This is a genomic window from Pseudomonas sp. CFBP 13727 (assembly GCF_014841915.1).
GTDB classification, from domain to species: Bacteria; Pseudomonadota; Gammaproteobacteria; order Pseudomonadales; family Pseudomonadaceae; genus Aquipseudomonas; species Aquipseudomonas baltica.
Genome location: NZ_JACYUT010000003.1, coordinates 219,635 through 245,325, shown reverse-complemented (window position 1 = coordinate 245,325; position 25,691 = coordinate 219,635). Strand labels below are relative to the sequence as shown.

Annotated in this window: 23 protein-coding genes; 12 read left to right on the top strand and 11 right to left on the bottom strand. The window is 64.2% G+C overall.

The genetic code is table 11. The features are described 5' to 3' along the window. Positions 1 to 125 precede the first annotated feature (125 nt). From IFT76_RS11760 to IFT76_RS11750, 3 genes are all read left to right on the top strand, one after another. Entirely contained in the window at positions 126 to 1,418 is a 1,293-nt protein-coding gene (locus tag IFT76_RS11760; protein ID WP_122475388.1) for an NCS2 family permease, read from the top strand. Beyond that, entirely contained in the window at positions 1,415 to 2,500 is a 1,086-nt protein-coding gene (gene trmA / locus IFT76_RS11755; protein ID WP_122475390.1) for a tRNA (uridine(54)-C5)-methyltransferase TrmA, read from the top strand. Before IFT76_RS11760 ends, trmA begins: the two co-directional genes overlap by 4 nt. A 96-nt stretch (positions 2,501 to 2,596) precedes the next feature. Then, the gene (locus tag IFT76_RS11750) at positions 2,597 to 3,448 is read left to right on the top strand and encodes a shikimate dehydrogenase (protein WP_185795190.1); all 852 of its coding nucleotides are present in this window, start codon (positions 2,597 to 2,599) and stop codon (positions 3,446 to 3,448) included. 80 nt (positions 3,449 to 3,528) lie between these two features. Here the strand turns inward: IFT76_RS11750 and IFT76_RS11745 are convergent, their stop codons facing one another. Next, a complete protein-coding gene (locus IFT76_RS11745) occupies positions 3,529 to 4,200 on the bottom strand; it encodes a TetR/AcrR family transcriptional regulator (protein ID WP_122475393.1) in 672 nt (223 codons plus the stop codon). 94 nt (positions 4,201 to 4,294) lie between these two features. Further along, entirely contained in the window at positions 4,295 to 6,205 is a 1,911-nt protein-coding gene (gene quiC / locus IFT76_RS11740) for a 3-dehydroshikimate dehydratase QuiC (RefSeq protein WP_192058509.1), read from the bottom strand. 543 nt (positions 6,206 to 6,748) lie between these two features. Between quiC and IFT76_RS11735 the strand changes: the two genes are divergently transcribed. Continuing rightward, positions 6,749 to 8,089 (top strand): MFS transporter, encoded by a 1,341-nt coding sequence (locus IFT76_RS11735; RefSeq protein ID WP_122795411.1) that lies wholly within the window; start codon positions 6,749 to 6,751, stop codon positions 8,087 to 8,089. A 70-nt stretch (positions 8,090 to 8,159) separates the two neighbouring features. Here the strand turns inward: IFT76_RS11735 and IFT76_RS11730 are convergent, their stop codons facing one another. The 3 genes from IFT76_RS11730 to IFT76_RS11720 all read right to left on the bottom strand — a co-directional run bounded on the left by IFT76_RS11730 (position 8,160) and on the right by IFT76_RS11720 (position 10,997). Next, positions 8,160 to 8,975 carry a sugar phosphate isomerase/epimerase family protein gene (locus tag IFT76_RS11730; RefSeq protein WP_192058507.1) on the bottom strand — a complete coding sequence of 272 codons (816 nt, stop codon included), beginning with the start codon at positions 8,973 to 8,975 and terminating at the stop codon, positions 8,160 to 8,162. A 69-nt stretch (positions 8,976 to 9,044) separates the two neighbouring features. Beyond that, on the bottom strand, positions 9,045 to 10,097 hold the full coding sequence (locus IFT76_RS11725) for a Gfo/Idh/MocA family oxidoreductase (protein WP_192058506.1): 1,053 nt from the start codon (positions 10,095 to 10,097) through the stop codon (positions 9,045 to 9,047). A gap of 123 nt (positions 10,098 to 10,220) precedes the next feature. After that, a complete protein-coding gene (locus IFT76_RS11720; RefSeq protein ID WP_192058504.1) occupies positions 10,221 to 10,997 on the bottom strand; it encodes an IclR family transcriptional regulator in 777 nt (258 codons plus the stop codon). Between the two features lie 143 nt (positions 10,998 to 11,140). Here IFT76_RS11720 and IFT76_RS11715 point away from each other — a divergent pair, with 143 nt between their 5' ends. Both IFT76_RS11715 and IFT76_RS11710 read left to right on the top strand, forming a co-directional pair. Continuing rightward, positions 11,141 to 12,862: an FAD-dependent oxidoreductase gene (locus tag IFT76_RS11715; protein ID WP_192058502.1), complete on the top strand. Its 1,722-nt coding sequence runs from the start codon at positions 11,141 to 11,143 to the stop codon at positions 12,860 to 12,862. 24 nt (positions 12,863 to 12,886) lie between these two features. Further along, positions 12,887 to 13,711 (top strand): aldo/keto reductase, encoded by an 825-nt coding sequence (locus IFT76_RS11710; RefSeq protein ID WP_192058500.1) that lies wholly within the window; start codon positions 12,887 to 12,889, stop codon positions 13,709 to 13,711. Positions 13,712 to 13,837: 126 nt separating this feature from the next. On the opposite strand, the gene pcaG is transcribed toward IFT76_RS11710, so the two are convergent. Together pcaG and pcaH are read right to left on the bottom strand one after the other, a co-directional pair. Further along, complete coding sequence (gene pcaG, locus IFT76_RS11705; RefSeq protein ID WP_192054795.1) at positions 13,838 to 14,443, bottom strand: protocatechuate 3,4-dioxygenase subunit alpha; 606 nt, start codon at positions 14,441 to 14,443, stop codon at positions 13,838 to 13,840. Positions 14,444 to 14,454: 11 nt separating this feature from the next. Next, the gene (gene pcaH / locus IFT76_RS11700) at positions 14,455 to 15,174 is read right to left on the bottom strand and encodes a protocatechuate 3,4-dioxygenase subunit beta (protein ID WP_122475410.1); all 720 of its coding nucleotides are present in this window, start codon (positions 15,172 to 15,174) and stop codon (positions 14,455 to 14,457) included. A 142-nt stretch (positions 15,175 to 15,316) separates the two neighbouring features. On the opposite strand from pcaH, the gene ypfJ reads away from it, so the two are divergent. Continuing rightward, positions 15,317 to 16,204 (top strand): KPN_02809 family neutral zinc metallopeptidase, encoded by an 888-nt coding sequence (ypfJ, locus tag IFT76_RS11695; protein WP_122475412.1) that lies wholly within the window; start codon positions 15,317 to 15,319, stop codon positions 16,202 to 16,204. Positions 16,205 to 16,246: 42 nt separating this feature from the next. On the opposite strand, the gene IFT76_RS11690 is transcribed toward ypfJ, so the two are convergent. The 4 genes from IFT76_RS11690 to IFT76_RS11675 form a co-directional block, all read right to left on the bottom strand. Then, entirely contained in the window at positions 16,247 to 16,834 is a 588-nt protein-coding gene (locus IFT76_RS11690; protein WP_192058499.1) for an HAD family hydrolase, read from the bottom strand. After that, entirely contained in the window at positions 16,831 to 17,700 is an 870-nt protein-coding gene (gene tesB / locus IFT76_RS11685; RefSeq protein ID WP_122475415.1) for an acyl-CoA thioesterase II, read from the bottom strand. Before tesB ends, IFT76_RS11690 begins: the two co-directional genes overlap by 4 nt. A 93-nt stretch (positions 17,701 to 17,793) precedes the next feature. Then, positions 17,794 to 18,354 (bottom strand): GNAT family N-acetyltransferase, encoded by a 561-nt coding sequence (locus tag IFT76_RS11680; RefSeq protein ID WP_192058497.1) that lies wholly within the window; start codon positions 18,352 to 18,354, stop codon positions 17,794 to 17,796. 171 nt (positions 18,355 to 18,525) lie between these two features. Beyond that, positions 18,526 to 19,191 (bottom strand): GntR family transcriptional regulator, encoded by a 666-nt coding sequence (locus IFT76_RS11675; protein ID WP_122475418.1) that lies wholly within the window; start codon positions 19,189 to 19,191, stop codon positions 18,526 to 18,528. 254 nt (positions 19,192 to 19,445) lie between these two features. Here IFT76_RS11675 and IFT76_RS11670 point away from each other — a divergent pair, with 254 nt between their 5' ends. Genes IFT76_RS11670 through IFT76_RS11650 form a run of 5 tightly spaced genes read left to right on the top strand, consistent with a single transcriptional unit; the run spans position 19,446 to position 25,660 of the window. Beyond that, positions 19,446 to 20,693: an NRAMP family divalent metal transporter gene (locus tag IFT76_RS11670; RefSeq protein WP_185795177.1), complete on the top strand. Its 1,248-nt coding sequence runs from the start codon at positions 19,446 to 19,448 to the stop codon at positions 20,691 to 20,693. Between the two features lie 28 nt (positions 20,694 to 20,721). Next, the gene (locus IFT76_RS11665) at positions 20,722 to 21,492 is read left to right on the top strand and encodes a LamB/YcsF family protein (RefSeq protein WP_192058494.1); all 771 of its coding nucleotides are present in this window, start codon (positions 20,722 to 20,724) and stop codon (positions 21,490 to 21,492) included. A 5-nt stretch (positions 21,493 to 21,497) separates the two neighbouring features. Then, on the top strand, positions 21,498 to 22,295 hold the full coding sequence (locus tag IFT76_RS11660) for a putative hydro-lyase (protein WP_197975864.1): 798 nt from the start codon (positions 21,498 to 21,500) through the stop codon (positions 22,293 to 22,295). 9 nt (positions 22,296 to 22,304) lie between these two features. Beyond that, positions 22,305 to 23,924 carry a 5-oxoprolinase/urea amidolyase family protein gene (locus IFT76_RS11655; RefSeq protein WP_192058492.1) on the top strand — a complete coding sequence of 540 codons (1,620 nt, stop codon included), beginning with the start codon at positions 22,305 to 22,307 and terminating at the stop codon, positions 23,922 to 23,924. Continuing rightward, positions 23,921 to 25,660, top strand: coding sequence for an acetyl/propionyl/methylcrotonyl-CoA carboxylase subunit alpha (locus tag IFT76_RS11650; protein ID WP_192058490.1), 1,740 nt, complete (start codon positions 23,921 to 23,923; stop codon positions 25,658 to 25,660). Before IFT76_RS11655 ends, IFT76_RS11650 begins: the two co-directional genes overlap by 4 nt. The last annotated feature ends 31 nt before the right edge of the window (positions 25,661 to 25,691 follow it).

Below are 25,691 nucleotides of genomic sequence, written 5' to 3'. Positions count from 1 at the left end.
CCATGCGGTGCTGCTGGTATGATGCGCGGCTTTTTTTACCGCCCGGATGTGCTTTGCTATCAGGGTCGACACTACAACACTCGACAACAACGGCAACGGCGCAAAAAGCGCCACAGGGAGCAGGCATGCTGGAAAGGCTGTTTCAACTCAAGGCGCACAACACCAACGTGCGCACGGAAATACTCGCCGGGGTGACGACCTTCCTGGCGATGGCCTACATCCTGTTCGTCAACCCCAGCATCCTGGGCGAAACCGGCATGGACAAGGGCGCGGTCTTCGTCGCGACCTGCCTGGCTGCCGCCATCGGCTCGACGATCATGGGCCTGATCGCCAACTACCCGATCGCCCTGGCGCCTGGCATGGGCCTGAACGCCTTCTTCACCTACACCGTGGTCCTGCACATGGGCCACACCTGGCAAGTGGCGCTGGGTGCGGTGTTCATCTCGGCCGTGTGCTTTTTCCTGCTGTCGATCTTTCGCATCCGCGAATGGATCGTCAACAGCATTCCCCTGCCGCTGCGCTCGGCCATCGCCGCCGGCATTGGCCTGTTCCTGGCGCTGATCGCCTTGCAGGGCGCTGGCATCGTGGTCGGCAATCCGGCCACGGTGGTGGGCATGGGCGACCTGACCAAGCCTGGCGCGGTGCTGGCGATACTGGGCTTCTTCCTGATCGTCGCCCTGGAGGCGCGCAAGGTTCGCGGGGCGGTGCTGATCGGCATTCTGGTGGTGACCACGGCCTCTATTCTGCTGGGCTTCAGCCCGTTCAACGGGCTGGTGTCGATGCCGCCTTCGCTGGCACCGACGTTCATGCAGCTGGACATCGCCGGGGCCCTGGACATCGGCCTGCTGAGCGTGATCTTCGCCTTCCTTTTCGTGGACCTGTTCGACAACTCCGGGACCTTGATCGGCGTCGCCAAGCGCGCCGGCCTGATGGGCAAGGACGGCCACATGCCGAAGATGGGCCGCGCGTTGATCGCCGACAGCACGGCGGCCATGGCCGGCTCGCTGCTGGGCACCTCCACCACGACCAGCTACATCGAGTCGGCTGCAGGTGTGAGTGCCGGTGGCCGCACCGGGCTGACCGCCATCGTGGTTGCGGTGCTGTTTTTGCTGGCGCTGTTCTTCGCTCCGCTGGCCGGCAGCGTACCGGCCTATGCCACGGCACCGGCGCTGTTCTTCGTGGCGGTATTGATGGCCTCGGGGCTGGCTGAAATCGACTGGGACGACATCACCGAAGCCGCACCAGTGGTGGTCACCGCTTTGGCCATGCCACTGACCTATTCGATCGCCAACGGTATCGCCTTCGGCTTCATCGCCTGGACCTTGATCAAGCTGCTGGCGGGCCGTACCCGCGACTTGAATTCGGCACTGGTGATTCTTTCCATTCTGTTCGTTGTGAAACTGGGCTGGTATCCATGAGTGCTGTTCTCGACCCCTCCTCCTACACCCAGCAACTGGATGAAAAAGTGGCGCGCCTGCGCGCGCTGCTGGCGCCGTTCGACGCCCCGGAACCGGCTGTCTTCGATTCGCCGCGCGAGCACTACCGGCTGCGTGCGGAATTTCGCCTGTGGCGCGAGGCTGGCCAGCGGCACTATGCGATGTTCGCTCCCGGCGAGAAGCATGTGCCGATCCTGATCGACAGCTTCCCCATTGCCAGCATCCGCATCAACGAGCTGATGCCGCGCCTCAAAGCTGCCTGGCAGAACGATGCAGCGTTGAGCAACAAGCTGTTCCAGGTGGAGTTCCTGACCACCCTGGATGGCGACGCCATGGTCACCCTGTGCTACCACCGCCCGCTGGACGAGCACTGGCAGCGCGCAGCCGAGCAGTTGGCGAGCGATCTGGGCGTGAGCCTCATCGGTCGTTCCAAGGGCAAGCGTGTGGTCATCGGCCGCGACTATGCAGTCGAGGCGCTCGAAGTCGCTGGCCGTACCTTCCGCTATCGCCAGCCCGAGGGCGCGTTCACCCAGCCCAACGGCACGGTCAACCAGAAGATGCTCAACTGGGCGTACGAGGCGTTGGGCCCGCGTGACGATGATCTGCTGGAGCTGTATTGCGGCAATGGCAATTTCACCCTGCCGCTGGCCACACGAGTGCGCAAGGTCCTGGCCACGGAGATCAGCAAGACGTCGGTTGCCGCTGCCCTGCACAACCTCGACGACAACGGGGTCGATAACGTGACGCTGGTGCGCCTGTCGGCCGAAGAGCTGACCGAGGCGCTGAACGAGGTGCGGCCGTTCCGCCGTTTGCAGGGCATCGATCTCAAGGCCTATGACTTCGGCAGCGTATTCGTCGACCCACCACGGGCCGGCATGGATGCGGACACCTGCGAGCTGACCCGGCGCTTCGACAACATCCTGTACATCTCCTGCAATCCGGAAACCCTGGCGGCCAACATCCAGCAGCTGCATGACACCCACAAAGTGGCCAAGTGCGCGCTGTTCGACCAATTTCCGTATACCCACCACATGGAATCGGGGGTCCTGCTGGTGCGCCGTTGAGGCGCGCCGTGCGCCATCGGCGAAAACCATTTGACGTAAGTAACTAGTTCGTACAATTTATCTCCATTAAACAAACAATAACAATGGAGTCACTCGATGAGCGGCAATAACGTCCTGGCAGGCCTGATCGGCGCCGGTATCCAGCAGTCCCGTACCCCGGCCATGCACGAGCGCGAAGGCGCCGCGCAAGGCTTGGGTTATGTCTACCGATTGATCGATCTGGATGCGCTGAAGCTCGACAACGGCGCCCTCGAAGAACTGCTCACTGCCGCTCAGCGCATGAGCTTTACCGGCTTGAACATCACCTTCCCTGCCAAGCAGGCGATCATTCCCCTGCTCGATGAGCTGTCGCCGGAAGCGGCCGGGATCGGCGCGGTGAATACCGTGGTGCTCAAGGATGGCAAACGGGTGGGCCACAACACCGACTGCCTGGGTTTCGCCGAAGGTTTTCGCCGCGGCATGCAGGGTGCCAAGCGCGACCGCGTGGTGCAGATGGGCGCCGGTGGCGCCGGTGCGGCAGTGGCCCATGCGTTGCTGCTCGAGGGTGTGGGGCAACTGAGCATTTTCGATGTCGAGCCGGCACGGGCGCAGGCGTTGGCGGACAACCTCAATCAGCATTTCCCGGGGCAGCCGGCGCGGGTGGGCAGTGACCTGCTGGCGGCCTTGTCCGAGGCCGACGGCCTGGTCAATACCACGCCGATGGGCATGGCCAAGCTGCCGGGAATGCCTGTGCCCAAGGCGGCCTTGCACCCGGGGTTGTGGGTGGCCGAAATCGTCTATTTTCCGCTTGAGACCGAACTGCTGCGTGAAGCTCGCGCCCTGGGTTGCCGTACGCTGGACGGTGGCACCATGGCGGTGTTCCAGGCAGTGAAGGCCTTCGAGCTGTTCAGCGGCCGGCAAGCCGATGCCGAACGCATGATGGCGCATTTCGCCGAAATGAACGGATAAGCCAGGACCCCGATCACGACCCGTCTAGCAGCGGCGCGAGCCGCGTCGGCGGCCAGGGTGGTGTGTCAGGTGGAATGCGGCTACGGGGCCTGGATGAAGCGCAGGAGCGATTCGCAGAGCATTTCGCGGTGGTGCAGCTTCAACGTGGCTTCGTTGAAATCGACCTGGAACAACTCGCCGAAGGTGTGCTTGTTGGACACTCGGTAGAAGCAGAACGAGCTGATCAGCAAATGCACGTCCATGGCATCCAGGCCCGGACGAAACACGCCCTGCTCGGTACCGCGCCGCAGCAGGTCGGCCAACGCCAGCAGCACGGTCTTGTTCAACTCGCGAATGCTCGTGGACTTCTTGACGTACTCGCCCTTGTGCATGTTTTCGTTGCACACGATACGCACGAAATCCTCGTTGCGATCATGGTGATCGAAGCTGAACTCCACCAACCGCCGGATGCCTTCCACCGGCGTCAGCTCGTCCAGATGCAGCTTGGCTTCGGTACCGCGAATATCGCCGTAGAGCTTTTCCAGCACCTCCAGATACAGCTGCTCCTTGCTGCTGAAATAGTAATAGATCATGCGCTTGGAGGTGTGCGTACGCTCGGCGATGGCATCCACGCGCGCGCCAGCCAGGCCCTGCTCGACGAATTCGGTGATAGCGGCCTGCAGGATGTTCTCGCGGGTCTTCTCGGGGTTGTTCTTGCGGGGCTTGCGAGGAACGTCGGTCGATTGCGCGTCCGCCTCTGAGATCGTAGTCATGCTGGGCTCACGGCCGTCGTTGGTCAGGGGCCATTATGCGGCGCGCCGCGCGCCCATGGAAAGCCCGCAGCACACCTGCGCTGCGGGCACGCCTTCACAGCTTGGCGTGACGGATGCCACCGGCGCGCGCCTTGGCCATGGCCGACAGCCGTACGGCGACGTTGGCCGCGCCATAGCCGGCATAGCCACCACGACGCTGCAGCACCTCGAAGAAAAAACGCTCCTCGAACGGCTCCGTGTACACGTGGAACAGCTCGCCGCCGTTGGCGTCACGGTCGTACAGCACGTTGTAGTACGCCAGCTCGCTGAGGAATTCATCGTCGAAATCGAACCGCGCGCCCAGGTCGTCGTAATAGTTGAGCGGGATGTCCAGCAGTGCCACCCCCGCCTCCTTGGCCTTGCTCACGGCCGCGAATATGTCGTCGCAATCGAAGGCGATGTGATGCACGCCCGAGCCGCGATAAGTCGACAGCGCATGGGAGATCGCCGTGTTGCGGTTCTCCGAGATGTTCAGCGGCAGGCGGATCGAGCTGCACTGGCTGCGCACCGCACGGCTTTTCACCAGGCCGTAGGGGTCGGGCAGCACCACCTCGTCGTCGGCCTTGAAGTCCAGCACGGTCTTGTAGAACAGCACCCAGCTGTCGAGGGTGTCCGGCGGTATGGCCATGGCCATGTGGTCGATGGACTTGAGCATGCCGGGTGTCGCCGCGGGTGCACTGAGGCTGAAATCGGACTCGTAGATGGTCGGCCCGTCGCTGGCTTCGTCTACCAGGTAGATCAGGCTGCCATCCAGGGCCCGCACGGCGGCCAGCTGGCGCTCGTTGGGGCCGACCAGACCGCGGAAGGGCTGAGCCTTGTAGGCCACGGCGCGCTCCAGCGCCTTGGCGCTGTCCTTGACCCGCAACGCCGTGGCACACAGTGAAGGGCCGTGGGATTCGAAGAAGTTGTGGGCGAAGGAGTACGGTTCGGCGTTGAGGATCAGGTTGATATCGCCTTGGCGCAGCAGGCTGACGTTCTTGGAACGGTGCTGACCGGCCTTGGCGAAGCCCAGTTGCTGCAGCCAGTGGCTGAGCTTGGCGCCCAGGCTTTCGTCCACGGCGAACTCGAGAAACTCGATGCCCTGGTATTCATCCGCAGCCGGGGGCGCGAAGAGAATATCCAGGTTGGGCACCGGCGTAGCCTCCTGCTCCAGCAGCTTGCGGGTCTTTTCCTCGAGGTACAGCAGCGAGCGCAAACCGTCGGCCGCGTTGGCCCGAGGCGGTGCGGCACGGAAACCGTCGTTGAAGATTTCCAGGGACAACGGCCCGCTGTAGCCGGTCTTGATGATCGGCGCGAGAAAGCCCGGCAGGTCGAACTCGCCCTGCCCGGGGAAGCAGCGGAAATGTCGGCTCCACTCCAGCACGTCCATGGCCAGAATGGGCGCATCGGCCATCTGCACGAAGAAGATCTTGTCACCGGGAATGTCGGCGATCGCTCGCGGATCGCCCTTGAGCGACAGCGTGTGAAAGCTGTCGAGCAACACGCCTAGTGCCTTGTGGTCGGCCTGGCGAACGATGTCCCAGACCTGCTGGTAGGTGTTGACGTGGCGGCCCCAGGCCAGGGCTTCGTAGCCGATGCGCAGGCCACGCTTATCGGCGCGTTCGGCCAATTGGCGCAGGTCGTCGACGAGAATCTGCTGTTCGCCCAGGGAGTCGGCAGCGGTATTGCTGCATACCAGCACCAGGTCGGTACCCAGTTCCTGCATCAAGTCGAACTTGTGCTCGGCGCGGTCGAAGTTGCGCGCCATGCGCGAACGGTTGCCGCCTTCGAAGTCACGGAACGGCTGGAACAGGGTGATGGCGATGCCCAGGTCGGCGCACATCTGCCGAACTTCCCGGGGGCTGCCGTCGTAGTACAGCAGGTCGTTTTCGAAGATTTCCACACCATCGAAACCGGCGGCGGCAATGGCTTCGAGTTTTTCCGGCAGGGTACCGCTCAGGGACACAGTGGCGATCGAACGCTGCATGGCACGCTCCAATGGCTGTTCGAGGGCTTACGGGGAGGCCTCGAAACGAGCCTTTTCTGCAGTTCTGCCATGCCCTTGCGAGCAGGCAAAACCGTGATGAAAGAAGTGGTTGTATCAGCTTGCTACTCTACCCGAGCACGTACCAACCAGTTAGTTTTGCGTGCGATTATCGACCAATTACCGCATGGGTCGATTGATTCGCCGGGGCCGTGTGCCCACCATCGTTCCCGACAGTGAAGCTGGTCGATGCACATTTTGCCAATCGACCGAGCGCGGACCGTCAGCACCGCCGGTCAACACCCCATAAGAATTTCAAGAACCCAGGTAATCGCTCATGCACACCCCTATCTGCTCCTGCGCCGTGTCCGTACCCGCCCCCGGTTGCGTCGAAGACTACCAAGACGCACCTGTCTGACCCCACCGAGCGCACCCCTGACGGCGACGTCTCTGATACCGTGCACGCCCCTGTATCGGACTGCGCCGCGCTGAGTCGAAGTTCGGCGGTGGCTCCTGCCCACCGCGCCTGTACGGAAGGCCACAACCATGACACAACCCCACAGCTCCGCCCTGCCCCGCGCCCAACAGGCGCCCGATGCCAAAGTCGGTTTCCGGGACATGGTCAAAGCCGGCGCCGCGGTCGGCAAGACTCGCTGGGGCATGCTCGCCCTGGTGTTCTTCGCGACCACCCTGAACTACATCGACCGCGCCGCGCTGGGTGTGATGCAGCCGATCCTGGCCAAGGAAATGAACTGGACGGCGATGGACTACGCCAACATCAATTTCTGGTTTCAGGTGGGCTACGCCATCGGCTTCCTGCTGCAGGGCCGGTTGATCGACAGGATCGGCGTCAAGCGCGTGTTCTTCTGCGCGGTGCTGCTCTGGAGCCTGGCCACCGGCGCCCATGGCCTGGCCACTTCGGCGGTGGGCTTCATGGTCTGTCGGTTCATTCTCGGGCTCACCGAGGCGGCCAACTACCCGGCCTGCGTGAAGACCACCCGACTGTGGTTCCCGGCCAGGGAGCGCGCGGTGGCCACGGGCATCTTCAATGCCGGCACCAACGTGGGCGCCCTGCTGACGCCGATGATGCTGCCGCTGATCCTCAGCGTCTGGGGCTGGCAGGCGGCGTTTCTCACCATCGCCCTGCTGGGCCTGGCCTGGGCGGTGTTCTGGGGCCTGAAGTACTTCGACCCGGACCAGCACCCCCGGGTCAAGGCCAGCGAACTGGAATACATTCAGGATCAGGAAGCGCCTGAACAAGCGGGCGTGCCGTTCTGGAAGATCATGACCATGCGCGGCACCTGGGCCTTCGCCGGGGCGTTCATGATGACGGCCCCGGTGTTCTGGTTTTACCTGTACTGGCTGCCGCCGTTCCTCAACCAACAATACCAGTTGGGCATCAACGTCACCCAGATGGGCATTCCGTTGATCATCATCTACCTGAGTGCCGATGTCGGCAGCGTAGGCGGTGGCGTGCTGTCGTCGTTCCTGATCGGCCGCGGCATGCAGCCGGTGAAGGCGCGGCTGTTGTCGATGCTGGTGTTTGCTCTAGCGATCATCAGCGTGGTGTTCGCCGCTGGCGCGGCCAACCTGTGGGTGGCGGTGGCGGCGATTTCGCTGGCCATTGCCGCGCACCAGGCGTGGACGGCCAACATCTGGAGCGTGGTGATGGACTACACGCCCAAGCACATGATGAGCACGGTGTTCGGCTTCGGCGGCATGTGCGCAGCGGTGGGCGGGATGTTCATGACCCAGGTGGTGGGCTACATCCTGACGGTGACCAACAACAACTACACGGTGTTGTTCACGATCATTCCGGCGATGTATTTCATTGCCCTGGTGTGGCTGTACCTGATGGCACCGCGCAAGGTGCCGCAGGGGGGTTGAGCCAGGCGCGGATTTGCGGTGGAGCTCTTCGCGGGCAGAGCCCGCTCCCACAGAGGCCGGTGACCCCACCCTAGATCCCAGCCAATAACGCCTGGGTTTTCTCGAGGGCCATCCGCGCTCTTTCATAAGCGCTCACACCCTGTTCCAGCAGGCGCGCCGTGGGTATCTCCAGGCTCAATGGCACATCGTCAGGCAGTGCCCGCAGCAGGCCGATCAGGTCGCAATCACCGTCTCCGGGAAAACGTCGTTCCTGGCGCGCCTGGCGCAGTATCTCCGCCATGTCATCGGGACGCGGGCCCGCCACGTCGCACAGCTGGGCATAACGCAAGCGGTGCGCTGGCAGGCTGCGCAGGTCTTCGAGTCGCGAGTTGGAGCGGTCGAAATGAAAGGCATCGATTAGGATGCAGGCATTGTCGCGACCGGCCTTGTCTAGCATGACCATCGCGCTGGCCAAGTCCGGGCAGTCGGTCCAAGGCATGAATTCCAGGTGCGGATGGATGCCATAGGGCCGCGCCAGGTCGCACAGCTGGGCCAAGTTGTCGCTGGCTCTTTGCACGTCTGGATCATTACCCGCCACCAGCAACTCGCTCGCGCCGAACTCGGCGCCCAAGGCCAGGTGAGCTTCGAACTCCGCCACGCGGGTAAACGGCTTGAGCCGCAGGATTTCGATGTCCAGCACCTTGATGCCGGTGTCACGCAACCGTGCGGCAGTCTGGCGTTGCAATGACTTGTCGCGCAGCAAAGGATAATGGTGCTCTTCGGCGGTAGCCGGCTCGGTACGCAGGCCGACGTGGCTGTAGCCGGCGCGGGCAGCGACTTCGACCATTTCGGGGGGCGACAGCTCGAGCACGGTCAATGCGGCCAGGGACAGGATGCGGTGAGTCATGGGCGGCTCCTTGGGGCGTGAAAGGGACGACGGTGGCCAGGGCACGAGGATGTCAGCCAACCCACCGGGCTAGCCCAAGGCGCGTGGCGCACAGGCGCATCCACTACGCATCGCTTCGCCGATGGCGTCGACCAACGCCAGGGTGCGCGCGGCATCCGCTGCGCTCACCAGTGGCTCGGCGCGCCCATGCGCGACCTCGACGAAATGCTCCAGCTGCATGCGCAGCGCCTCTGCGGAATCAAAGGTTTCCCGCACCTGCAGCAACGGCTCATGCCAACCCGCACCCGGTTCAGCGTAATGCCAGCGCCTGAGTTGCGGCACGCTCAGCGCACCCGCAGTGCCAGCCAGCAGGTAGCACGGCTGATCGGCCTGGCCTGGATAGACCGGGTTCTCGCCCGAGCCGAGCTCCCAGCTCCAGGGCGCAGCCACACCGTCGGAACCGGTCAAGGTGCCCAGCGCGCCGTTTTCGAACTGCAGCAACACGGCCAGACTGTCTTCGTTGCCGAAGCCGCGAATGCCATTGCTGCCGAAGGCCTGCACCTGGCGGACTTCGCCGCACAGGTAGCGCAGCAGATCGAGGTCATGAATCAGGTTGGTCAGCAGCATTCCCGCCCCTGGTTCGCGACGCCAGGCGATGTCGAAGTAACTGTCGGGCTTCTGCAGCTGCCACAGCGCCGTCACCGTGGTCAGGCGGCCGAGCACGCCGCTTTGCACGACGTGTCGGGCCCGGCTGATCATCGGGTTGTGCCGCCGGTGATGACCGACCAGGACCGGTACGCCGCTGGCGGCGCTGGCAGCCACCAGCGCGGCCACTTCGTCCAGATCGACCCCGACCGGTTTTTCCAACAGCACGGGCACACCGGCTGCCAAACAATCCAGTGCCGTGCGCACATGCTGAGCATTGGGGTTGGCCACGATGACGGCTGCGGGCGCTACCTGTGCCAGCATCTGCCGATGATCGGTGAAATGCGGCACCGCGCATTCAGCGGCAAAGGCCTCAGCGTCAGGGCCGGGGTCGGCGATGGCGCAGAGTTGGGCTGCGTGCATCTCGCGCAGGTGCTGGTAATGCTGCCGGCCCATAGTGCCGGCACCGATCAGGGCAATTCGCAGGGGGACGGTCACGATGAAGTCCTTTGTTTATTATTCTCTCCACTTATTTAGAACCTAGTTCCGGAATATTTCAAGTCACGGATAACGGATTGGCGAGGAATCGGCGGACCAAGACCACACCGCTGGTTCCAGCGCTCAGCTGAACAGCTCCGACGCCAGGCTGACCTGAGACAGCTCCTGTGCCGCAGCCAACAGCCCATTGGCCAATTCGTGCATGCGTGTCTCGGACAGTCGCGCGCTGGGCCCGGCCACACTCAGTACGCCCACCACATGGCCGTCCCGCGGATGCCGTATCACCGCCGCCAGCGCCGAGGTGCCCAATGCCGAACTCTCGACGACCCAGGCATAGCCGGCCTCGCGGGCCAGGCGCAGACGCTCCAGCAGATCGGCATTGGACCGCGGCGCATTGGGCCCGAAGTCTTCACCAGCGGTAATCCCCTGCTGCTCCACCAACGCCAGTGCCTTGGCATCACTGAGCGAAGCCAGCCAGGCATGCCCTGAAGCGGTATAGAACAAAGGCGCATCACGCCCCATTTCCGGGTCGTAGCGCAGGCCGGAACGAGCGCCCTGGGATTTGGCGATCCACGTCTGACGGTCGCCCTCGACCACGCCCAGCCGGACCAGCTCACCGGTTGCCTGGGCCAGGCGATCGAGAATCGGCTGGACGATATCGGCGCCGCTGCCGGCCAAGTATTGAAAACCCAGCGCCACCAACTTGGTCGACAAGTGATAGCGCAGGGTTTCCGCGCTCTGCCGTACATAGCCCAGTCGGGCCAACTCGGTGAGCATGCGGTGAGCCGCGCTTTTGGGCATTCCCAGCTGTTCGGCAAGGGCTTGCAAGGCTTGGCCGCGTGGTTCGTTGGCAAGGCTTTCAAGCACGCTGAACGCCCGTTCGATCTGACTGCCGGCCATGGTGAGGCTCTCGTGAAGTTGGAACGCGATGAGAAATTCCGCTGATTCTACACTTGGCGATTCGGGCGGCAATCCATAGAATGTGGAACTAGGTTCCATAAAATTACAATTCACCAGACGTGTATATCTCGGAGATTCATCCAATGCAGGGGCCTGACAGCGAAACGAAGAGCGTGGATTGCGACGTGCTGGTCATCGGCTCCGGCGCTGCTGGTCTGGCCACCGCAGTGACCGCCGCCTACCACGGGCTGCGTGTGATCGTGGTCGAAAAGGACAGCACCTTTGGCGGCGCAACCGCCTGGTCCGGCGGCTGGATGTGGGTGCCACGCAATCCGCTGGCGCGCCGCGCCGGCATTGACGAAGATCCGGGGTTGCCGCGCACCTACCTGCAACATGAGTTGGGTGAGCACTTCGATCCGGCTCGCATCGATGCCTTTCTCGAGGCGGCCCCGCACATGGTGGCGTTTTTCGAGAAACACACCAGCCTGCAGTTCGCCGATGGCAATGCCATCGCCGATATCCACGGCGATACACCGGGGGCCGGCACCGGTGGCCGTTCGGTGATCGCGGCCCCCTATGACGCACGCCAACTGGACAAGCCGTTGCTCAAGCGACTGCGCAGAACGATGCGCGAAACCTCCTTCCTGGGCATGCCGATCATGGCCGGCGCCGACCTGACCGCCTTTCTGACCCTGACCCGCTCGTGGCGCTCGCTGCTGCACGTGAGCCGGCGCGTGGCTCGACATATGCTGGACCTGGCCCGACACGGCCGCGCCATGCAGCTGTGCAACGGGGTGGCACTGGTCGCACGCCTGGCCAAGTCGGCCGATGACCTGGGCGTGCTGCTGTGGGAGTCCGCGCCTGTCCGGCGCCTGTCGAAGGAAGGCTCACGCGTCTGCGGCGCCGTGATCGAGACTGCCGAGGGCGAAGTGGTGATCAAGGCGCGCAAGGCCGTGATGCTGGCCACCGGCGGCTTCGCTCATGATATCGACCGACGCCGGGCACTGTTCCCGCGAACGCCCAGCGGCCACGAACACCTGGCTCTGCCGCCGCTGGGCGTAAACGGCGATGGCCTGCGCCTGGGCGAGACCGCCGGTGGCGAGGTGGCCACCGGATTGGCCTCGGCCGCAGCCTGGTGCCCGGTGTCTCGAGTGCCCTACCGCGACGGCAGCATCGGCCACTTCCCGCACATCATCGAGCGCGCGAAGCCGGGCATCATTGCCGTGCTGGCCAACGGCAAGCGTTTCGTCAACGAAGCCGACGGCTACTATGATTACGTGAAAGCCATGGTAGCCCATGCCCCCGGCGAGGAAGTTGCCTCATGGCTGATTTGCAGTCACACCTTCCAGCGCCGCTACGGGCTGGGCATCTCACGGCCGTTTCCGCTACCGCTCAAGCCGCACATCGACAGCGGCTATCTCAAGGTGGGCGACACGCTGGAGGCGCTGGCCGCTCTATGCGGCATCGACCCGAACGGGCTGCGATCTACCGTAGACCACTTCAACGAGCACGCGCACCTAGGCCGAGACCCGCAGTTCGGCCGCGGCGGCAGCGCCTACAACCGCAAGCAGGGCGATGCGCTGCACCGGCCCAACCCGTGCGTGGCGCCGATCGAACGGGGGCCTTTCTATGCGGTCAAGGTTGAAGCGGGCAGCTTCGGCACCTTCGCCGGGCTCAAGACCAACGCACAGGCGCAGGTGCTCGACAAGCAAGGCCTGCCGATTGCCGGGCTGTACGCCGCGGGCAGCGACATGGCCAGCATCATGGGCGGCCATTACCCGGCCGGGGGTATCAACCTGGGCCCTGCCGCCACCTTCGGCTATATCGCCGCCCGACACATGGCCGGGGCCACCCATCACGAATGACCGCCAGCGGAACAGGAGACCGACATGCAACTCATCACCAACGCGCAGCACCTGAAGATGCCGAAACTGGGGCTTGGCACGTGGCCAATGCTCGGCGACGAATGCACCACAGCTGTGATTCAAGCCCTGGACCTGGGTTACCGACATATCGACACGGCTGCTGGCTACAACAACGAGGCCGCGGTGGGCCGTGCCTTGACCGAGTCCGGCGTGCCACGCGGGGACATTCATGTCACCAGCAAGGTCTGGTGGGACAAGCTGGCGCCCGACGCCATGCGCGAATCGTTCCAGAACACCCTGAACGCCCTGCAAAGCGACTACATCGACCTGTTCCTGATCCACTGGCCCGGCCAGGAGGGCTGGGATGTGAAAGCGGCCATCGACACCCTGGTGTCGTTCAAGCAGGACGGCCGTGCGCTGAACATCGGCGTGGCGAACTTTCCACTGCCGCTGCTGCGCCATGTCATGGAGGAGTTGAACGCCCCGTTGGCGGCGATCCAGGTTGAATACCATGTGACCCTGGGCCAGAACGCCCTGCTCGACTACGCCCGCAAACATGACCTGGCGCTGACCGCCTACAGCCCGTTGGTGCGCAACCAGGTGTCGCAGATTCCCGAGCTGCAGCAGATCGCCAGCAAGCACGGTGTGCTGCCGACCCAGGTGGCACTCAAGTGGCTGCTGGATCAGGAGAACGTGGCGGCAATTCCGAAGGCGGCGAGCAAAGCCAACCAGCAGAGCAACCTGGATGCACTGAAGGTGCAGTTGGACGATGAAGATCGTCGGATCATTGCGGCGCTGCCCAAGGATCAGCGGTTGGTCAGCCCGGATTTTGCGCCTGAGTGGGATTGAGGCAGGGCTTTGAATCGCGGTGCTCCCATTCGCGGGCAGAGCCCGCTCCCACAGATTGCCCAGAGGTCACATGGGAGACCTGTGGGAGCGGGCTCTGCCCGCGAATCAAGGCACCGCATTATCCGATCAGAAATCGAAAAACACCGTCTCCCCTTCCCCTTGGATACGCATATCGAAACGGTAGGCCAGCTTGCCGTCCACCTCGCAGCGCGTTGCAATCAGGGTTTCCCGACGCGCGGGTTGTTCGATCAGATTCAACACCGGATCCTTGCCATTGGCCTCGGCCTCATCGCTGAAATACAGCCGCGTGTGCAGGTGAATGTTCACCCCGCGGGCGAACAGACTGATGTTGATGTGCGGCGCCATCGGTACGCCAGCGGCGTTGTTCACCATGCCCGGCTTGATCGTCTGCACGGTCCATTCGCCGGCATCGAACGTGGTGGCGGTACGGCCAAAGCTGTTGAAGGGTTGTTCCTGGTCGAAATCGATGTGGTAGTGGCCCTGATCATCGGCCTGCCACAGTTCCAGGAACGAGTCGCGCACCAGATGGCCATTGCCGTCGTAGACATTGCCCAGCAGCAGGATGTGTTCACCCGGCGCTTCGGGCTTGGCCATCTGGTTCCAGATTTCATGCTCGCGCGGCTCGATGCCGGCGGCCGCCAGGGCCAGGCCGATGTGAACGTAGGGGCCAGCCGTTTGTGACGGGGTTTCTTTAAGCAGTTCGATAGGCATGTCGATTCCCCTCAACGGTTTTCGAAGTGAGTCTTGCGCTGACCGCGCAGCACGATGTCGAAACGGTAGGCCAGGCAATCCATGGGATTGGCGTTGGCCATGTCCAGCCTGGCGATCAGGCTCTGCACCGCCTCGGGGTCGTTGATCGACTTGACGATGGGGCACATCGGGATCAACGGGTCGCCTTCGAAATACAGCTGGGTGATCAACTTGGTGGCGATCGACGGGCCGCTCACCGAGAAATGCACGTGGGCCGGGCGCCAGTCGTTCGGCCCGTTGCGCCATGGGTACGGGCCCGGCTTGATGGTACGGAAACTGTAGTAGCCCTCGCTGTCGGTCAGCGTGCGACCGACGCCGCCGAAGTTGGGGTCCAGCGGCGCCAGGTAGCGGTCGTTCTTGTGCCGGTAGCGGCCACCGGCGTTGGCCTGCCACATTTCCACCAGGGTGTTGGCAATCGGTTTGCCGAATTGGTCGCAGACGCGCCCGGCCAGAATGATCCGCTCACCGATCGGCAAGCCACCATGGTTGTAGTTGAGCAGCAGGTCATTGTCGAACTCGCCGAACTTGAGGTGGGCGAAATTAGGGCCGGTGCTTTCACTGGCCGACTGCGGAATGCTCACCAAGGCCTGGCGCGGCGAGCGCATGGTCGAGGTCTTGTAGTCCGGCGTCAGCGCCTTGGGGTGCCAGTTGCGATCACGGATGATGAAGCGACTGCTGTCTTGGGAAGACATGCCGTTCTCCTGTTATTCGATTTATAGAGGACCTGTTTTCAGGCTTCGTACTAGTCTCAAGGAAATGGCCGACAACGAATATTGAAAAACACGGTCACAGGCATACCCGAATGGTTATGCATGAATCGAGTGAGGATTTGCCATGTTATGGAAGAAAGGCCGACGCAGCGATAACGTCGTGGATGCCCGCGGTGATGGTGGCGGCAGTGGCGGCGGCGGGATGCGCATGGGCGGCAAGGGCCTGAGCCTGACCGCCGTGGTGCTGATCGTCGGCTTCGGCCTGCTGACCGGGCAGGACCCCATGCAGATTCTCGGCGAACTGACCGGCCAGGGTCAGCAGGCCGCGCCGGTCGACACCAGCCAGCGCAAGGCGCCACCGGCCAACGATGAGCAGGCCGAATTCGTCAGCACGGTACTGGGCGATACCGAGGACACCTGGAAGCAGATCTTCCAGCAAGGCGGCCAGACCTACAAGGAACCCAAGCTGGTGCTGTTCAGCGGCCAGGTGCAATCGGCCTGTGGCCACGCGACGGCAGCCAGCGGACCGTTCTATTGCCCGGCCGACCAGCAGGTGTATCTGGACATGGCGTTCTTCCGCGAAATGTCCCAGCGTTTCGGCGCCGCCGGTGATTTCGCCCAGGCCTACGTGATCGCTCACGAGGTGGGTCACCACGTGCAGACCTTGCTGGGTGTGTCGGATCAGGTGCAGAAAGCGCGTCAGGGTGGCCAGCGCATGGAAGGTGCCAATGGGTTGCTGGTGCGTCAGGAACTGCAGGCCGATTGCTTCGCCGGGGTCTGGGCGTTCAATGGGCAGAAGCGCTTGAACTGGCTGGAGCCGGGTGACATCGAAGAAGCCTTGAACGCCGCCAATGCCATCGGCGACGATCGTCTGCAGCAGCAGGGCCAGGGCCGTGTAGTGCCCGATTCGTTCACTCACGGCACTTCGGCACAGCGCGTACGCTGGTTCAAGGCCGGCTTCGCCCAAGGCCAGATTGCCCAGTGCGACACGTTTGCGGCCAAGAGCCTCTGAATGGTTTGCCAACCACCACCTGCCCAGCAGGTGGTAGCGGGTTCAGATCAGTTCGCGCAGGTGTTTGCAGTCCAGCGCATGCCAGTCCGCCAGTTCCGGCCAGAGGTTTTCTGGCTGATTCACCAGCACCGTGGCGGTGCCCGCCGCCCGACCTGCCAGCAGGTCCATTCGATGATCCCCCACCATGACCATCTCCGGCTGGCGTACCCCCCAGGCGTCGGCCAGGTGCAATAGCCCGGCCGGGTCGGGCTTGTGCGCAGCTTCGTCGCGGCCCAGCACATCGTCGGTTTGAAAGCAGTCGGCGATGCCGATCGCCTGCAGGCTGATGTGCGCCAGTTCGCGCGCGTTGCGCGTGAGAATCCCCAGGCGGTGGCCCCGATCGGCCAGTTCGCGCACCAGTTGCACAGCCCCGGGCGCCGCCGTCGAGCCCACTGCCAGAGCACGCTCGTGCTCCAGCAACCAGGCATGCTTGGCTTTCGACTCATCGGCTGGCAAGGCGGCCAGGTGACCGAGGATGTCGGCCTCCGGCGGAATCTCAAGATGACGGCGGATGGCAGCAAAGTCGTGCACGGCCACCGTCAGGGTGCCGTCCAGGTCGAACACCCAGTGGCGAACCCGCGCCAGGCTCATGACCAGTCCTGCCGATGGCGGATCAGACCTTCCTGGGCCGAAGAGGCCACCAACTGGCCGGCGCGGTTGTACACGCTGCCGCGGGCGAAACCACGTGCGTTGCCCGCCCAGGGGCTGTCCAGTGCATATAACAGCCAGTCGTCGGCGACCAGGTTGCCGTGGAACCACAGCGAGTGATCGAGGCTGGCGATCTGCATGTCACGGTGCCACACCGACTTGCCGTGAGGCAGCAGCGAGGTGGTCAACAGGTTGAAGTCCGAGGCATAGGCCATGACGTACTTGTGCAAGGCCGGGGTCTGGGCGAGTGCGCCGTCGGCGCGAAACCAGATGTATTTGATCGGGTCGGTCGGCGTGGGGTTGTACGGGTCGCGCTCGGCCACCGGGCGCATCTCGATGGGTTTGCCGCACAACAGCTTGTCGCGCATGTGCGCAGGGATAAGATGGGCCACCTGCTGCATCAGCTCGAGCTCGGTGGGCAGGTTTTCCGGGCCGACCACCTCGGGCATCACACTCTGGTGGGCAAAGCCTTCTTCGTCGTACTGGAACGAGGTGGTACCGGTAAAGATCGGTTGGCCCTTCTGCACGGCGGTCACCCGGCGCGTGCTGAAACTGCCGCCGTCACGCACTCGGTCGACCATGTACACCACCGGCAGCTGGGCATCGCCGGGGCGCAGGAAGTAGCCATGCAGCGAATGCACGTGGCGATCGGGCTCCACCGTCTGGCTGGCGGCCGACAACGACTGGCCCAGCACCTGGCCACCGAACAGCTGGCGAAAGCCCAGGTCCTGGCTGCGGCCGCGGAACAGGTTTTCTTCTATGGGTTCCAGGCTCAGCAGCTCGACCAGATCGTCCAACACATGGCTCATTCAAAACTCCTCGGCATAGGCAACACCCACATAGGCAGAACCAAATGGGCGCAATGATAGCGGACACTTGTACTGCGGACACCTGCGGGGGCGCTAGCGGGTGTGCTGCCACTGATCCTGGGTGATGCGGTACAGCATGTGCCGCTGCAATTCATGCCCGGGCAGGTTCGGGTGGTCGAAGTCGCCCTCGTGGTCGCGCAACATGCCGATCGATTGCATCACCTTTTCCGACGACACATTGGCCACCGCCGTGAACGCCACCACCTCATCCAGCCCCAAGCGATCGAAGGCGCAAGCCAGGCAGGTCCAGGCCGCTTCACTGGCAAAACCCAACCCCCAATGCTCATAGGCCAGACGCCAGCCAACCTCGGTAGCCGGGGCAAAAGGCGCATCGAAACCTACCTGGCCCAGCCCGGCGAAGCCGATGAACTGCCCACTGTCCTTGCGCTCCAGCGCCCACAGGCCATAGCCCAATTCGGCAAAGTGACCGCGCACACGACCGATGACCGCTGCGCTCTGCAGCCGTCCCAAGGTTTCGGGAAAATAACGCATGACCCGCGGATCGGCGCACATGTCGGCAAACGCGGGCAGATCGCTGTCACGCCACTGACGCAAGATCAGTCGCGCACTTTCAAGTTGGAGGATCCCGCTCATTGCTGATTCCTTGTCGATACCCGCCCGCCCCGACCCGATTCGGCCTGGCAAGCACCTTCCCGCTCATTTCGAACGCGAGGTGGCAAGGGAGTTTTCACGGCAAGACCAACGGCGCATGCAGGCATGTCGAGCAGCCATTTCGACCGGACGCGTTTCGCTCGGCCTGGCGGGCTAGCGCCGGGTACTGCGCTCCCAGGCGGCCAGCACCGTACGCTCCGAACGCACCAGATAGGCCTCGAGCAACTGCGTGGCCTCTTGCGCACGCCCCTCTTCCAGGCAATGCAGAATGCAACCGTTCATGTCCAGGTAGGGCATGTGCAGGAAGCGCGGATCGTCGAGCAAGCCGAAGGCCAGCCGCAATTGCGCCGATATCTGCGCATAGAACGCCTCCAGGCGCGGGCTGTCGGCCAGTTCGACGACCGCCTGGTGGAACATCATGTTGGCCGTGCCCACGGCCTTCCAGTCCTTGGCCTCGCCAGCCTGCTTGCCCATGGCAACCGCTTCGCGCATGCGCACTGTGCCTGGGTGCAGCGGATAGCCTTGGGCAAGGGCCTGGCACTCGATGAAGCGGCGTACCCGGTAGATGTCGATGATCGACGCCATGTCGGGCACCGCCACGGTCACGCCGCGGTTTGGCTCGTGTTTCAGCAAGCCTTCACGGGTCAGGCCCCTGAAGGCCTCGCGCAGGGTGTTGCGCGAGATCTGCAGGGTTTCCGCCAGGGCGGCCTCGGACAGGCGCTGGCCAGGGACCAGTTCACCTTCCACCAGCATCCGGCGAATCTCCTGGGTAATGGATTCACCCAGGGAACGAGGCGCAGAAAGTGAGAGGTCGGTCATGTACGGTCCAGGGTCGGAAAAGTCGATTCGATGTTCACCCACTGCCAGATCTCAGGCAAGGCGAATGGCACTTCTGTGCATCATTAAGTAACAGCGATCCTTGCAAGCGTTACAAACTGGTGCACATTGTGGGTTACTTTAAAACGTATTGTTGAACAATCCAAAGCATACAGATCAACACCTTCCGCTGGATTGGCAGGCTCTGGCATGTTCATTGCTCTGTCCCTGTCATCTCCCATCGCAGGAACGATGCCGTGACACAGACAGCCGCGACACAGACCGCCAAGGATTTCACCAAGGCGCGTCGCTCTTCCCTGATCGCCGCGATCTTCATGATGGCGACCTCGGCCATCGGCCCGGGCTTCATCACTCAGACCGCCACGTTCACGGCAAAAATGGGCGCGGCGTTCGCGTTCGGCATCCTGGCGTCGATTCTCATCGACTTCGTGGTCCAGTTGAACATCTGGCGCATCGTCACGCTGACGCGCATGCGGGCGGCCGACATCGCCAACAAGGCGATTCCAGGCAGCGGCTACTTGCTGGCCGTACTGGTCATCTTCGGCGGTGTGGTGTTCAACGTCGGCAACATTGCCGGTGCAGGCCTGGGCCTGAATGCACTGATGGGGCTGGATCCGAAATGGGGGGGCGCCTTGAGTGCGCTGATGGCCATCGGCATTTTCCTGTCTCGCCGTGCAGGCCTGGCCGTGGACCGAATGATTGTGGTGCTGGGCCTGGTGATGATTGGCATGACGCTGTTCGTCGCCTTCGCTTCCAACCCGCCGCTGGGTCAGGCGTTGTACCAAACCATCCTGCCGGAAACCGTGGATTTCGCCATCATCACCACCATCGTCGGTGGCACGGTGGGGGGCTACATCACCTACGCCGGCGCCCATCGCCTGCTCGATCGCGGCACCACCGGGATCGAGAATCTACAGGCGGTGAACAAGGCGGCTTTGAGCGGCATCCTGGTCACCGGCCTCATGCGCTACATCCTGTTCCTCGCCATTCTTGGCGTGGTAGCCAGTGGCGTGGTCATCGACATTTCGGGTCAGGGCGCAAATCCGGCGGCGCAGGCCTTCCAGGCCACCGCAGGCGAGTTCGGCCTGCGCATCTTCGGACTGATTCTCTGGGCGGCCGCCATCACCAGTGTGATCGGTGCGGCCTATACCTCCATCTCCTTCATCACTGTGTTTTCGCCCACTATCAGCGAAAAGGCACGTAACCGTGCCACCACCGTGTTCATTGCTGTGTCGCTGCTGATCTATGTCCTGATGGGCACGGCGCCTGCCGCGCTGCTGCTCTTTGCGGGTGGTTTCAATGGCTTGATCCTGCCCATCGGTTTGAGCATCTTCATCTACGTGGGCTGGCGCCGGTCCGACCTGATGGGCGGCTACCATTACCCTCGCTGGCTGCTGGTGCTGGGCCTGCTGACGTGCCTGCTGACCTGGTACATGGCGATCAAATCGGTCGGGCCGATCTTTGCCTTCCTCAAGGTCGTATGAACCAGAACAATTACAAGGAATCTCTGCAATGCCAAGCATCGATATCAACAGCGACCTGGGTGAAAGCTTCGGCGCCTGGAGCATGGGCGACGACGATGCCATGCTCGACATCGTCACCAGCGCCAACGTTGCCTGCGGCTTCCACGCCGGCGATCCGGCCGGCATCCTGCGCACTCTCAAGGCTGCCGCGGCCCGGCAGGTCAGCATTGGCGCCCATGTGTCCTACCCGGACAAGGTCGGCTTCGGCCGCCGCAACATGGATGTGGCCAGCGACGAGCTGACCGCCGACGTGATCTACCAGATTGGCGCCCTGCAGGGCCTGGCCCAGGCCGCCGGCACCCGCGTCAGCTACGTGAAGCCCCATGGCGCTTTGTACAACACCATCGCCCACGACCGCCGTCAGGCGCTGGCGGTGATCGCCGCGATCCGCGCAGTCGACTCGCGCCTGGTGCTGGTCGCTCTGGCCGGCTCGAGCCTGATCGAACTGGCACGTGAGCAAGGCCTGACCTGCATTGCCGAGGCCTTCGCCGACCGCGCCTACACCCCGCAGGGCACGCTGGTTTCACGGCGCGAGCCGGGCGCGGTGCTGCACGATCCGCAACTCATCGCCCAGCGCATGCTGCGCCTGGTCGAAGACGGCACCCTGGAAGCGATCGACGGCAGCATCACGCGCATCCAGGCCGACTCGATCTGCGTGCACGGCGACAGCCCGGCCGCCGTGGCCATGGCCCGTGAGCTGCGCCGGGTAATGGAGCAGGCGAACATGCGCCTGCAAGCGTTTGCCGGAGACCGACCGTGAGCGCCCTGAAGCTCGCCGCCCGGCGCGCTGTCGACGCCGCCCGCGCAGCGCGCGCGGGCTACCGTGGTGGTCTGGTTGCACCTTCTGCCGGGATCGCGCCGGGCATGACCCAGGCCAACCTGATCGCCCTGCCCCGCGACTGGGCCTATGACTTCCTGCTGTACGCGCAGCGCAATCCGAAAGCCTGCCCCATCCTCGACGTCACCGATGCGGGCAGCCCGCACACCGTACTGGCAGAAGGCGCCGACCTGCGCACCGATCTGCCGCTGTACCGGGTCTGGCGCAACGGCCAGTTGGCCGAAGAGATCAGCGACGCCCGCCCCGCCTGGGCCGAGCACGACGACATGGTGACCTTTCTCATTGGCTGCAGCTTTACCTTCGAAACCGCGCTGCAGGAAGCCGGTATCGAAGTCCGGCACATCGCCGACGGCAGCAATGTGCCGATGTACCTGAGCAACCGTGCCTGCCGCCCCGCCGGGCGACTGCGCGGTGACATGGTGGTGTCCATGCGCCCTATCCGCGCCGACCGGGTGGCCGAAGCCTGCACCATCACCGCCCGCTATCCCTCGGTGCATGGCGCGCCGGTGCACGTCGGTGATCCAGCGCTGCTGGGCATCGCCGACCTGGCCCATCCCGACTTCGGCGAAGCCGTGCGCATCGAACCGGGCGAGGTGCCGGTGTTCTGGGCCTGTGGCGTCACGCCCCAGGCGGCGGTCATGGCGTCGGGCGTGCCGTTCGCCATCACCCATTCGCCGGGCCATATGTTCATCACCGACGTGCCTGACAGCACGTACCACGTCTAGGAGATTGCCGTGCGTTTTCTACCGGTCAACCTGGACACCCTGCTGGTCGAGCTGAACGACCTGGAGCAGACCCTGGCCCTGTTCGACGCCTTGAGCGCCGAGCCGCTGTTGGGGGTGGAAGAGATCATCCCGGCCGCGCGGACGCTGCTGATCCAGTTCCGCCCCAGCGCCATTACCCGCCAGGCGCTGGTCGACCACGTCGCCCGTCAGGATCTGGGTCAACGCCGGGCCGCCGAGCAGCGCCGGGTGGAAATTCCCGTGCACTACAACGGCGAAGACCTCGACGAGGTCGCCGCGCTGCTGCAGATCAGCCGCGACGAAGTGATCCGCCGCCATACCGCAGAGGATTACAGCGTGGCGTTCTGCGGCTTCGCGCCGGGCTTCGGCTACCTGACCGGCGGCGCCGGATTCCAGGTACCGCGCCGGCAGACGCCGCGCACGCGCATTCCGGCCGGTGCCGTGGCGCTGGCCGGCGAATTCAGTGGCATCTACCCCAAGGCCAGCCCCGGTGGCTGGCAGATCATCGGCGTCACGCCCTTGCAGATGTGGGACCTGGACCGCGCCGAACCGGCTCTGTTGCGCCCCGGCTACAAGGTACGTTTCATCGATGCCGGGCCGCTGCCTGTAGGTGGCTTGCCGGTGCCCAGCCAGCCCGCTGCGGCCCTGCCACCGAGCGGCGCGTACCTGCAGATCCTCAGCCCTGGCCTGCACAGCGTGCTGCAGGACACCGGCCGCATTGGCCAGACCGGCCAGGGCGTGTCCCGCTCCGGTGCGCTGGACCTGGGCGCGTTGCGGGCCGCCAACCGCGCCGTCGGCAACCGCTCGGACATGGCCTGCGTGGAAACCGTGCTCGGCGGCCTGCGCTTCGTCTGCCACGGCCACGCCGTGATCGCCGTCACCGGCGCGCAAACCCCGGTTACCCTGACCAGCGCCAGTGGCCTGCAATGGCCTGTGGACAACTATCGACCCCTCGAACTGGTACCGGGTGACACGGTCACCGTGGGTACGCCCAGCGCCGGGCTGCGCAGCTACCTGGCGATCCGCGGCGGCTTCGACGTGGCGCCGGTGCTCGGCAGCCTGTCGACCGACACCCTGGCCCAGGTCGGCCCGCCCGCCCTGGCTGCGGGAGACCAGTTGGGGTTCACCCCGCCCAAGGGCGGCACCAGCGTGTCGCTGAGCGAAGCCCCGGCGTTCGCCCTGCCCAAGACGGCCGACATCGTCACCCTGGATGTGCTGATGGGGCCACGCAGTGACTGGTTCACCACCGACGCCATCGAGCGCTTGAGCAGCCAGCTCTGGCAGGTCACCCCGCAATCCAACCGCGTCGGCATCCGCCTGGCCGGTGAAACGCCGCTTACGCGCAGCAACCCCCAGGAGCTGCCCAGCGAAGGCACCGCCGTGGGCGCGATCCAGGTGCCGGCCAGCGGCCAGCCCGTATTGTTCCTGGCCGACCACCCGCTGACCGGCGGCTACCCGGTCATCGCCGTGGTCGCCAGCTACCACCTCGACCTGGCAGGGCAGATACCGGTCAATGCACGGATCCGCTTCAACCCGGTGGCCGCCTTCGAAGACATCCAGCCCACCGCGCCAGCCCTTTCTTCCCCTGCCGATGTGGAAAGACTTCCATGAAAAAACTCCTGATTGCCAACCGCGGCGAGATCGCCGTGCGCATTGCCCGTGCCTGCCGCGACCATGGCGTGCAATGCGTGGCGGTGTACGCCGATGCCGACATCGACGCCCTACATGTTCGCCACGCCGATGAAGCCTACGGGCTCGATGGCCAGCGGCCCGCCGAGACCTATCTCAACATCCAGAAACTCCTGGAGGTGGCCCGGCGCAGTGGCGCCGACGCCGTGCATCCGGGCTATGGCTTTCTCTCGGAACGGGCTGATTTCGCCCGCGCGGTCATCGACGCGGGGCTGATCTGGGTCGGCCCCAATCCCGAGACCATCGACATACTTGGCGACAAGGTCGAAGCGCGCAAGATCGCCCAGGCCGTGGGCGCGCCTCTGGTTGCCGGTACGCCGGGGCCGGTGGCAAGCGCCGACGAGGTGCTGGCCTTTGCCGAACAGCACGGCCTGCCCATCGCCATCAAGGCCGCATTCGGGGGTGGCGGACGCGGCATGAAGGTCGCCTGGCGCCTGGACGAAGTGGCTGAGCTGTTCGCCTCGGCGGTGCGCGAGGCAGAGGCCGCCTTCGGCCGTGGCGAATGCTACGTGGAACAGTTTCTCGACCGGCCCCGGCACATCGAAGCGCAGATACTGGCCGACAAGCATGGCCAGGTGGTGGTGGTGGGCACGCGCGACTGCTCCCTGCAGCGCCGCAACCAGAAGCTGGTGGAAGAAGCGCCCGCGCCGTTCATCACCGAACAGCAGCGCGAGCGTATTCATCAATCGGCCCGCGACATCTGCGTCAAGGCCGGTTATGTCGGCGCCGGCACGGTCGAATTCCTGCTCAGCCAGGATGGCACCCTGTCGTTCCTGGAGGTCAACACGCGCCTGCAGGTCGAACACCCGGTCACCGAAGAGACCACCGGCGTGGACCTGGTGATCGAGCAACTGCGCATCGCCGACGGCTTGCCGCTGTCGTTCGATGAAACCCCGGCGCCGCGCGGTCACAGTTTCGAATTTCGCATCAATGCCGAGGATCCGGGCAAGGGCTTTCTGCCCACTCCCGGCCAGATCGACGAGTTCATGCCACCGTTCGGCCCAGGCGTGCGCCTGGACAGCGGTGTGACCAGCGGGTCGAGCGTGCCCAGCCACTTCGATTCGATGATGGCCAAGCTGATCGTCACCGGCGCCACCCGTGAGCAGGCGATTGCCCGCGCCCGGCGCGCCCTGGCCGAGTTCCGCATCGAGGGGATCGCCTCGGTGCTGCCGTTCCACCGCGCCGTGATGGATCACCCGGACTTCACCGGCAGCGACGGTTTTGCCGTGCACACGCGCTGGATCGAAACCGACTTCGCCGAGACCATCAGCCTTGCGCCGCGGGCCGCACCCGTGGCCGACACGGACATTCTGCGCACCTTCGTTGAGATCGATGGCAAGCGCCACGCCCTCGGCCTGCCAAGCGCGCTGTTGCGTGGCATGAGCCTGAATGCGCCGGCCGCGGCCCCACCGCACGCAACGGCCGCTGCAGACGTGGATCCCCAGGCCTTGCTCACCCCGGTGGCGGGTAACCTGCACACTTGGGTAGTGGAAGACGGTGCGACGGTGTCCAGCGGCCAGGTAGTGGCAGTGGTCGAAGCGATGAAGATGGAAAGCTCGGTGCTGGCCCCGTGTGCAGGCCGTGTACGCATCAGCCAGCAGGCCGGTGACTACTTCGAGGCAGGCGCCGTGATCGGTCGTATCCAGGCCGACGACTGACCCATGGCAGCAGGCGGCACCGGGTCATGGC

Bases quoted from the DNA above. Each gene is read 5' to 3' on its own strand.
- IFT76_RS11735 (WP_122795411.1), top strand. From the start codon at position 6,749: ATGACACAACCCCACAGCTCCGCCCTGCCCCGCGCCCAACAGGCGCCC.
- pcaG (WP_192054795.1), bottom strand. From the start codon at position 14,443: ATGCCTATCGAACTGCTTAAAGAAACCCCGTCACAAACGGCTGGCCCC.
- quiC (WP_192058509.1), bottom strand. From the start codon at position 6,205: ATGCAGCGTTCGATCGCCACTGTGTCCCTGAGCGGTACCCTGCCGGAA.
- tesB (WP_122475415.1), bottom strand. From the start codon at position 17,700: ATGAGCCATGTGTTGGACGATCTGGTCGAGCTGCTGAGCCTGGAACCC.
- IFT76_RS11760 (WP_122475388.1), top strand. From the start codon at position 126: ATGCTGGAAAGGCTGTTTCAACTCAAGGCGCACAACACCAACGTGCGC.
- IFT76_RS11720 (WP_192058504.1), bottom strand. From the start codon at position 10,997: ATGGCCGGCAGTCAGATCGAACGGGCGTTCAGCGTGCTTGAAAGCCTT.
- IFT76_RS11730 (WP_192058507.1), bottom strand. From the start codon at position 8,975: ATGACTCACCGCATCCTGTCCCTGGCCGCATTGACCGTGCTCGAGCTG.
- IFT76_RS11745 (WP_122475393.1), bottom strand. From the start codon at position 4,200: ATGACTACGATCTCAGAGGCGGACGCGCAATCGACCGACGTTCCTCGC.
- IFT76_RS11665 (WP_192058494.1), top strand. From the start codon at position 20,722: ATGCCAAGCATCGATATCAACAGCGACCTGGGTGAAAGCTTCGGCGCC.
- trmA (WP_122475390.1), top strand. From the start codon at position 1,415: ATGAGTGCTGTTCTCGACCCCTCCTCCTACACCCAGCAACTGGATGAA.
- ypfJ (WP_122475412.1), top strand. From the start codon at position 15,317: ATGTTATGGAAGAAAGGCCGACGCAGCGATAACGTCGTGGATGCCCGC.
- pcaH (WP_122475410.1), bottom strand. From the start codon at position 15,174: ATGTCTTCCCAAGACAGCAGTCGCTTCATCATCCGTGATCGCAACTGG.
- IFT76_RS11710 (WP_192058500.1), top strand. From the start codon at position 12,887: ATGCAACTCATCACCAACGCGCAGCACCTGAAGATGCCGAAACTGGGG.
- IFT76_RS11690 (WP_192058499.1), bottom strand. From the start codon at position 16,834: ATGAGCCTGGCGCGGGTTCGCCACTGGGTGTTCGACCTGGACGGCACC.
- IFT76_RS11680 (WP_192058497.1), bottom strand. From the start codon at position 18,354: ATGAGCGGGATCCTCCAACTTGAAAGTGCGCGACTGATCTTGCGTCAG.
- IFT76_RS11750 (WP_185795190.1), top strand. From the start codon at position 2,597: ATGAGCGGCAATAACGTCCTGGCAGGCCTGATCGGCGCCGGTATCCAG.
- IFT76_RS11715 (WP_192058502.1), top strand. From the start codon at position 11,141: ATGCAGGGGCCTGACAGCGAAACGAAGAGCGTGGATTGCGACGTGCTG.
- IFT76_RS11650 (WP_192058490.1), top strand. From the start codon at position 23,921: ATGAAAAAACTCCTGATTGCCAACCGCGGCGAGATCGCCGTGCGCATT.
- IFT76_RS11675 (WP_122475418.1), bottom strand. From the start codon at position 19,191: ATGACCGACCTCTCACTTTCTGCGCCTCGTTCCCTGGGTGAATCCATT.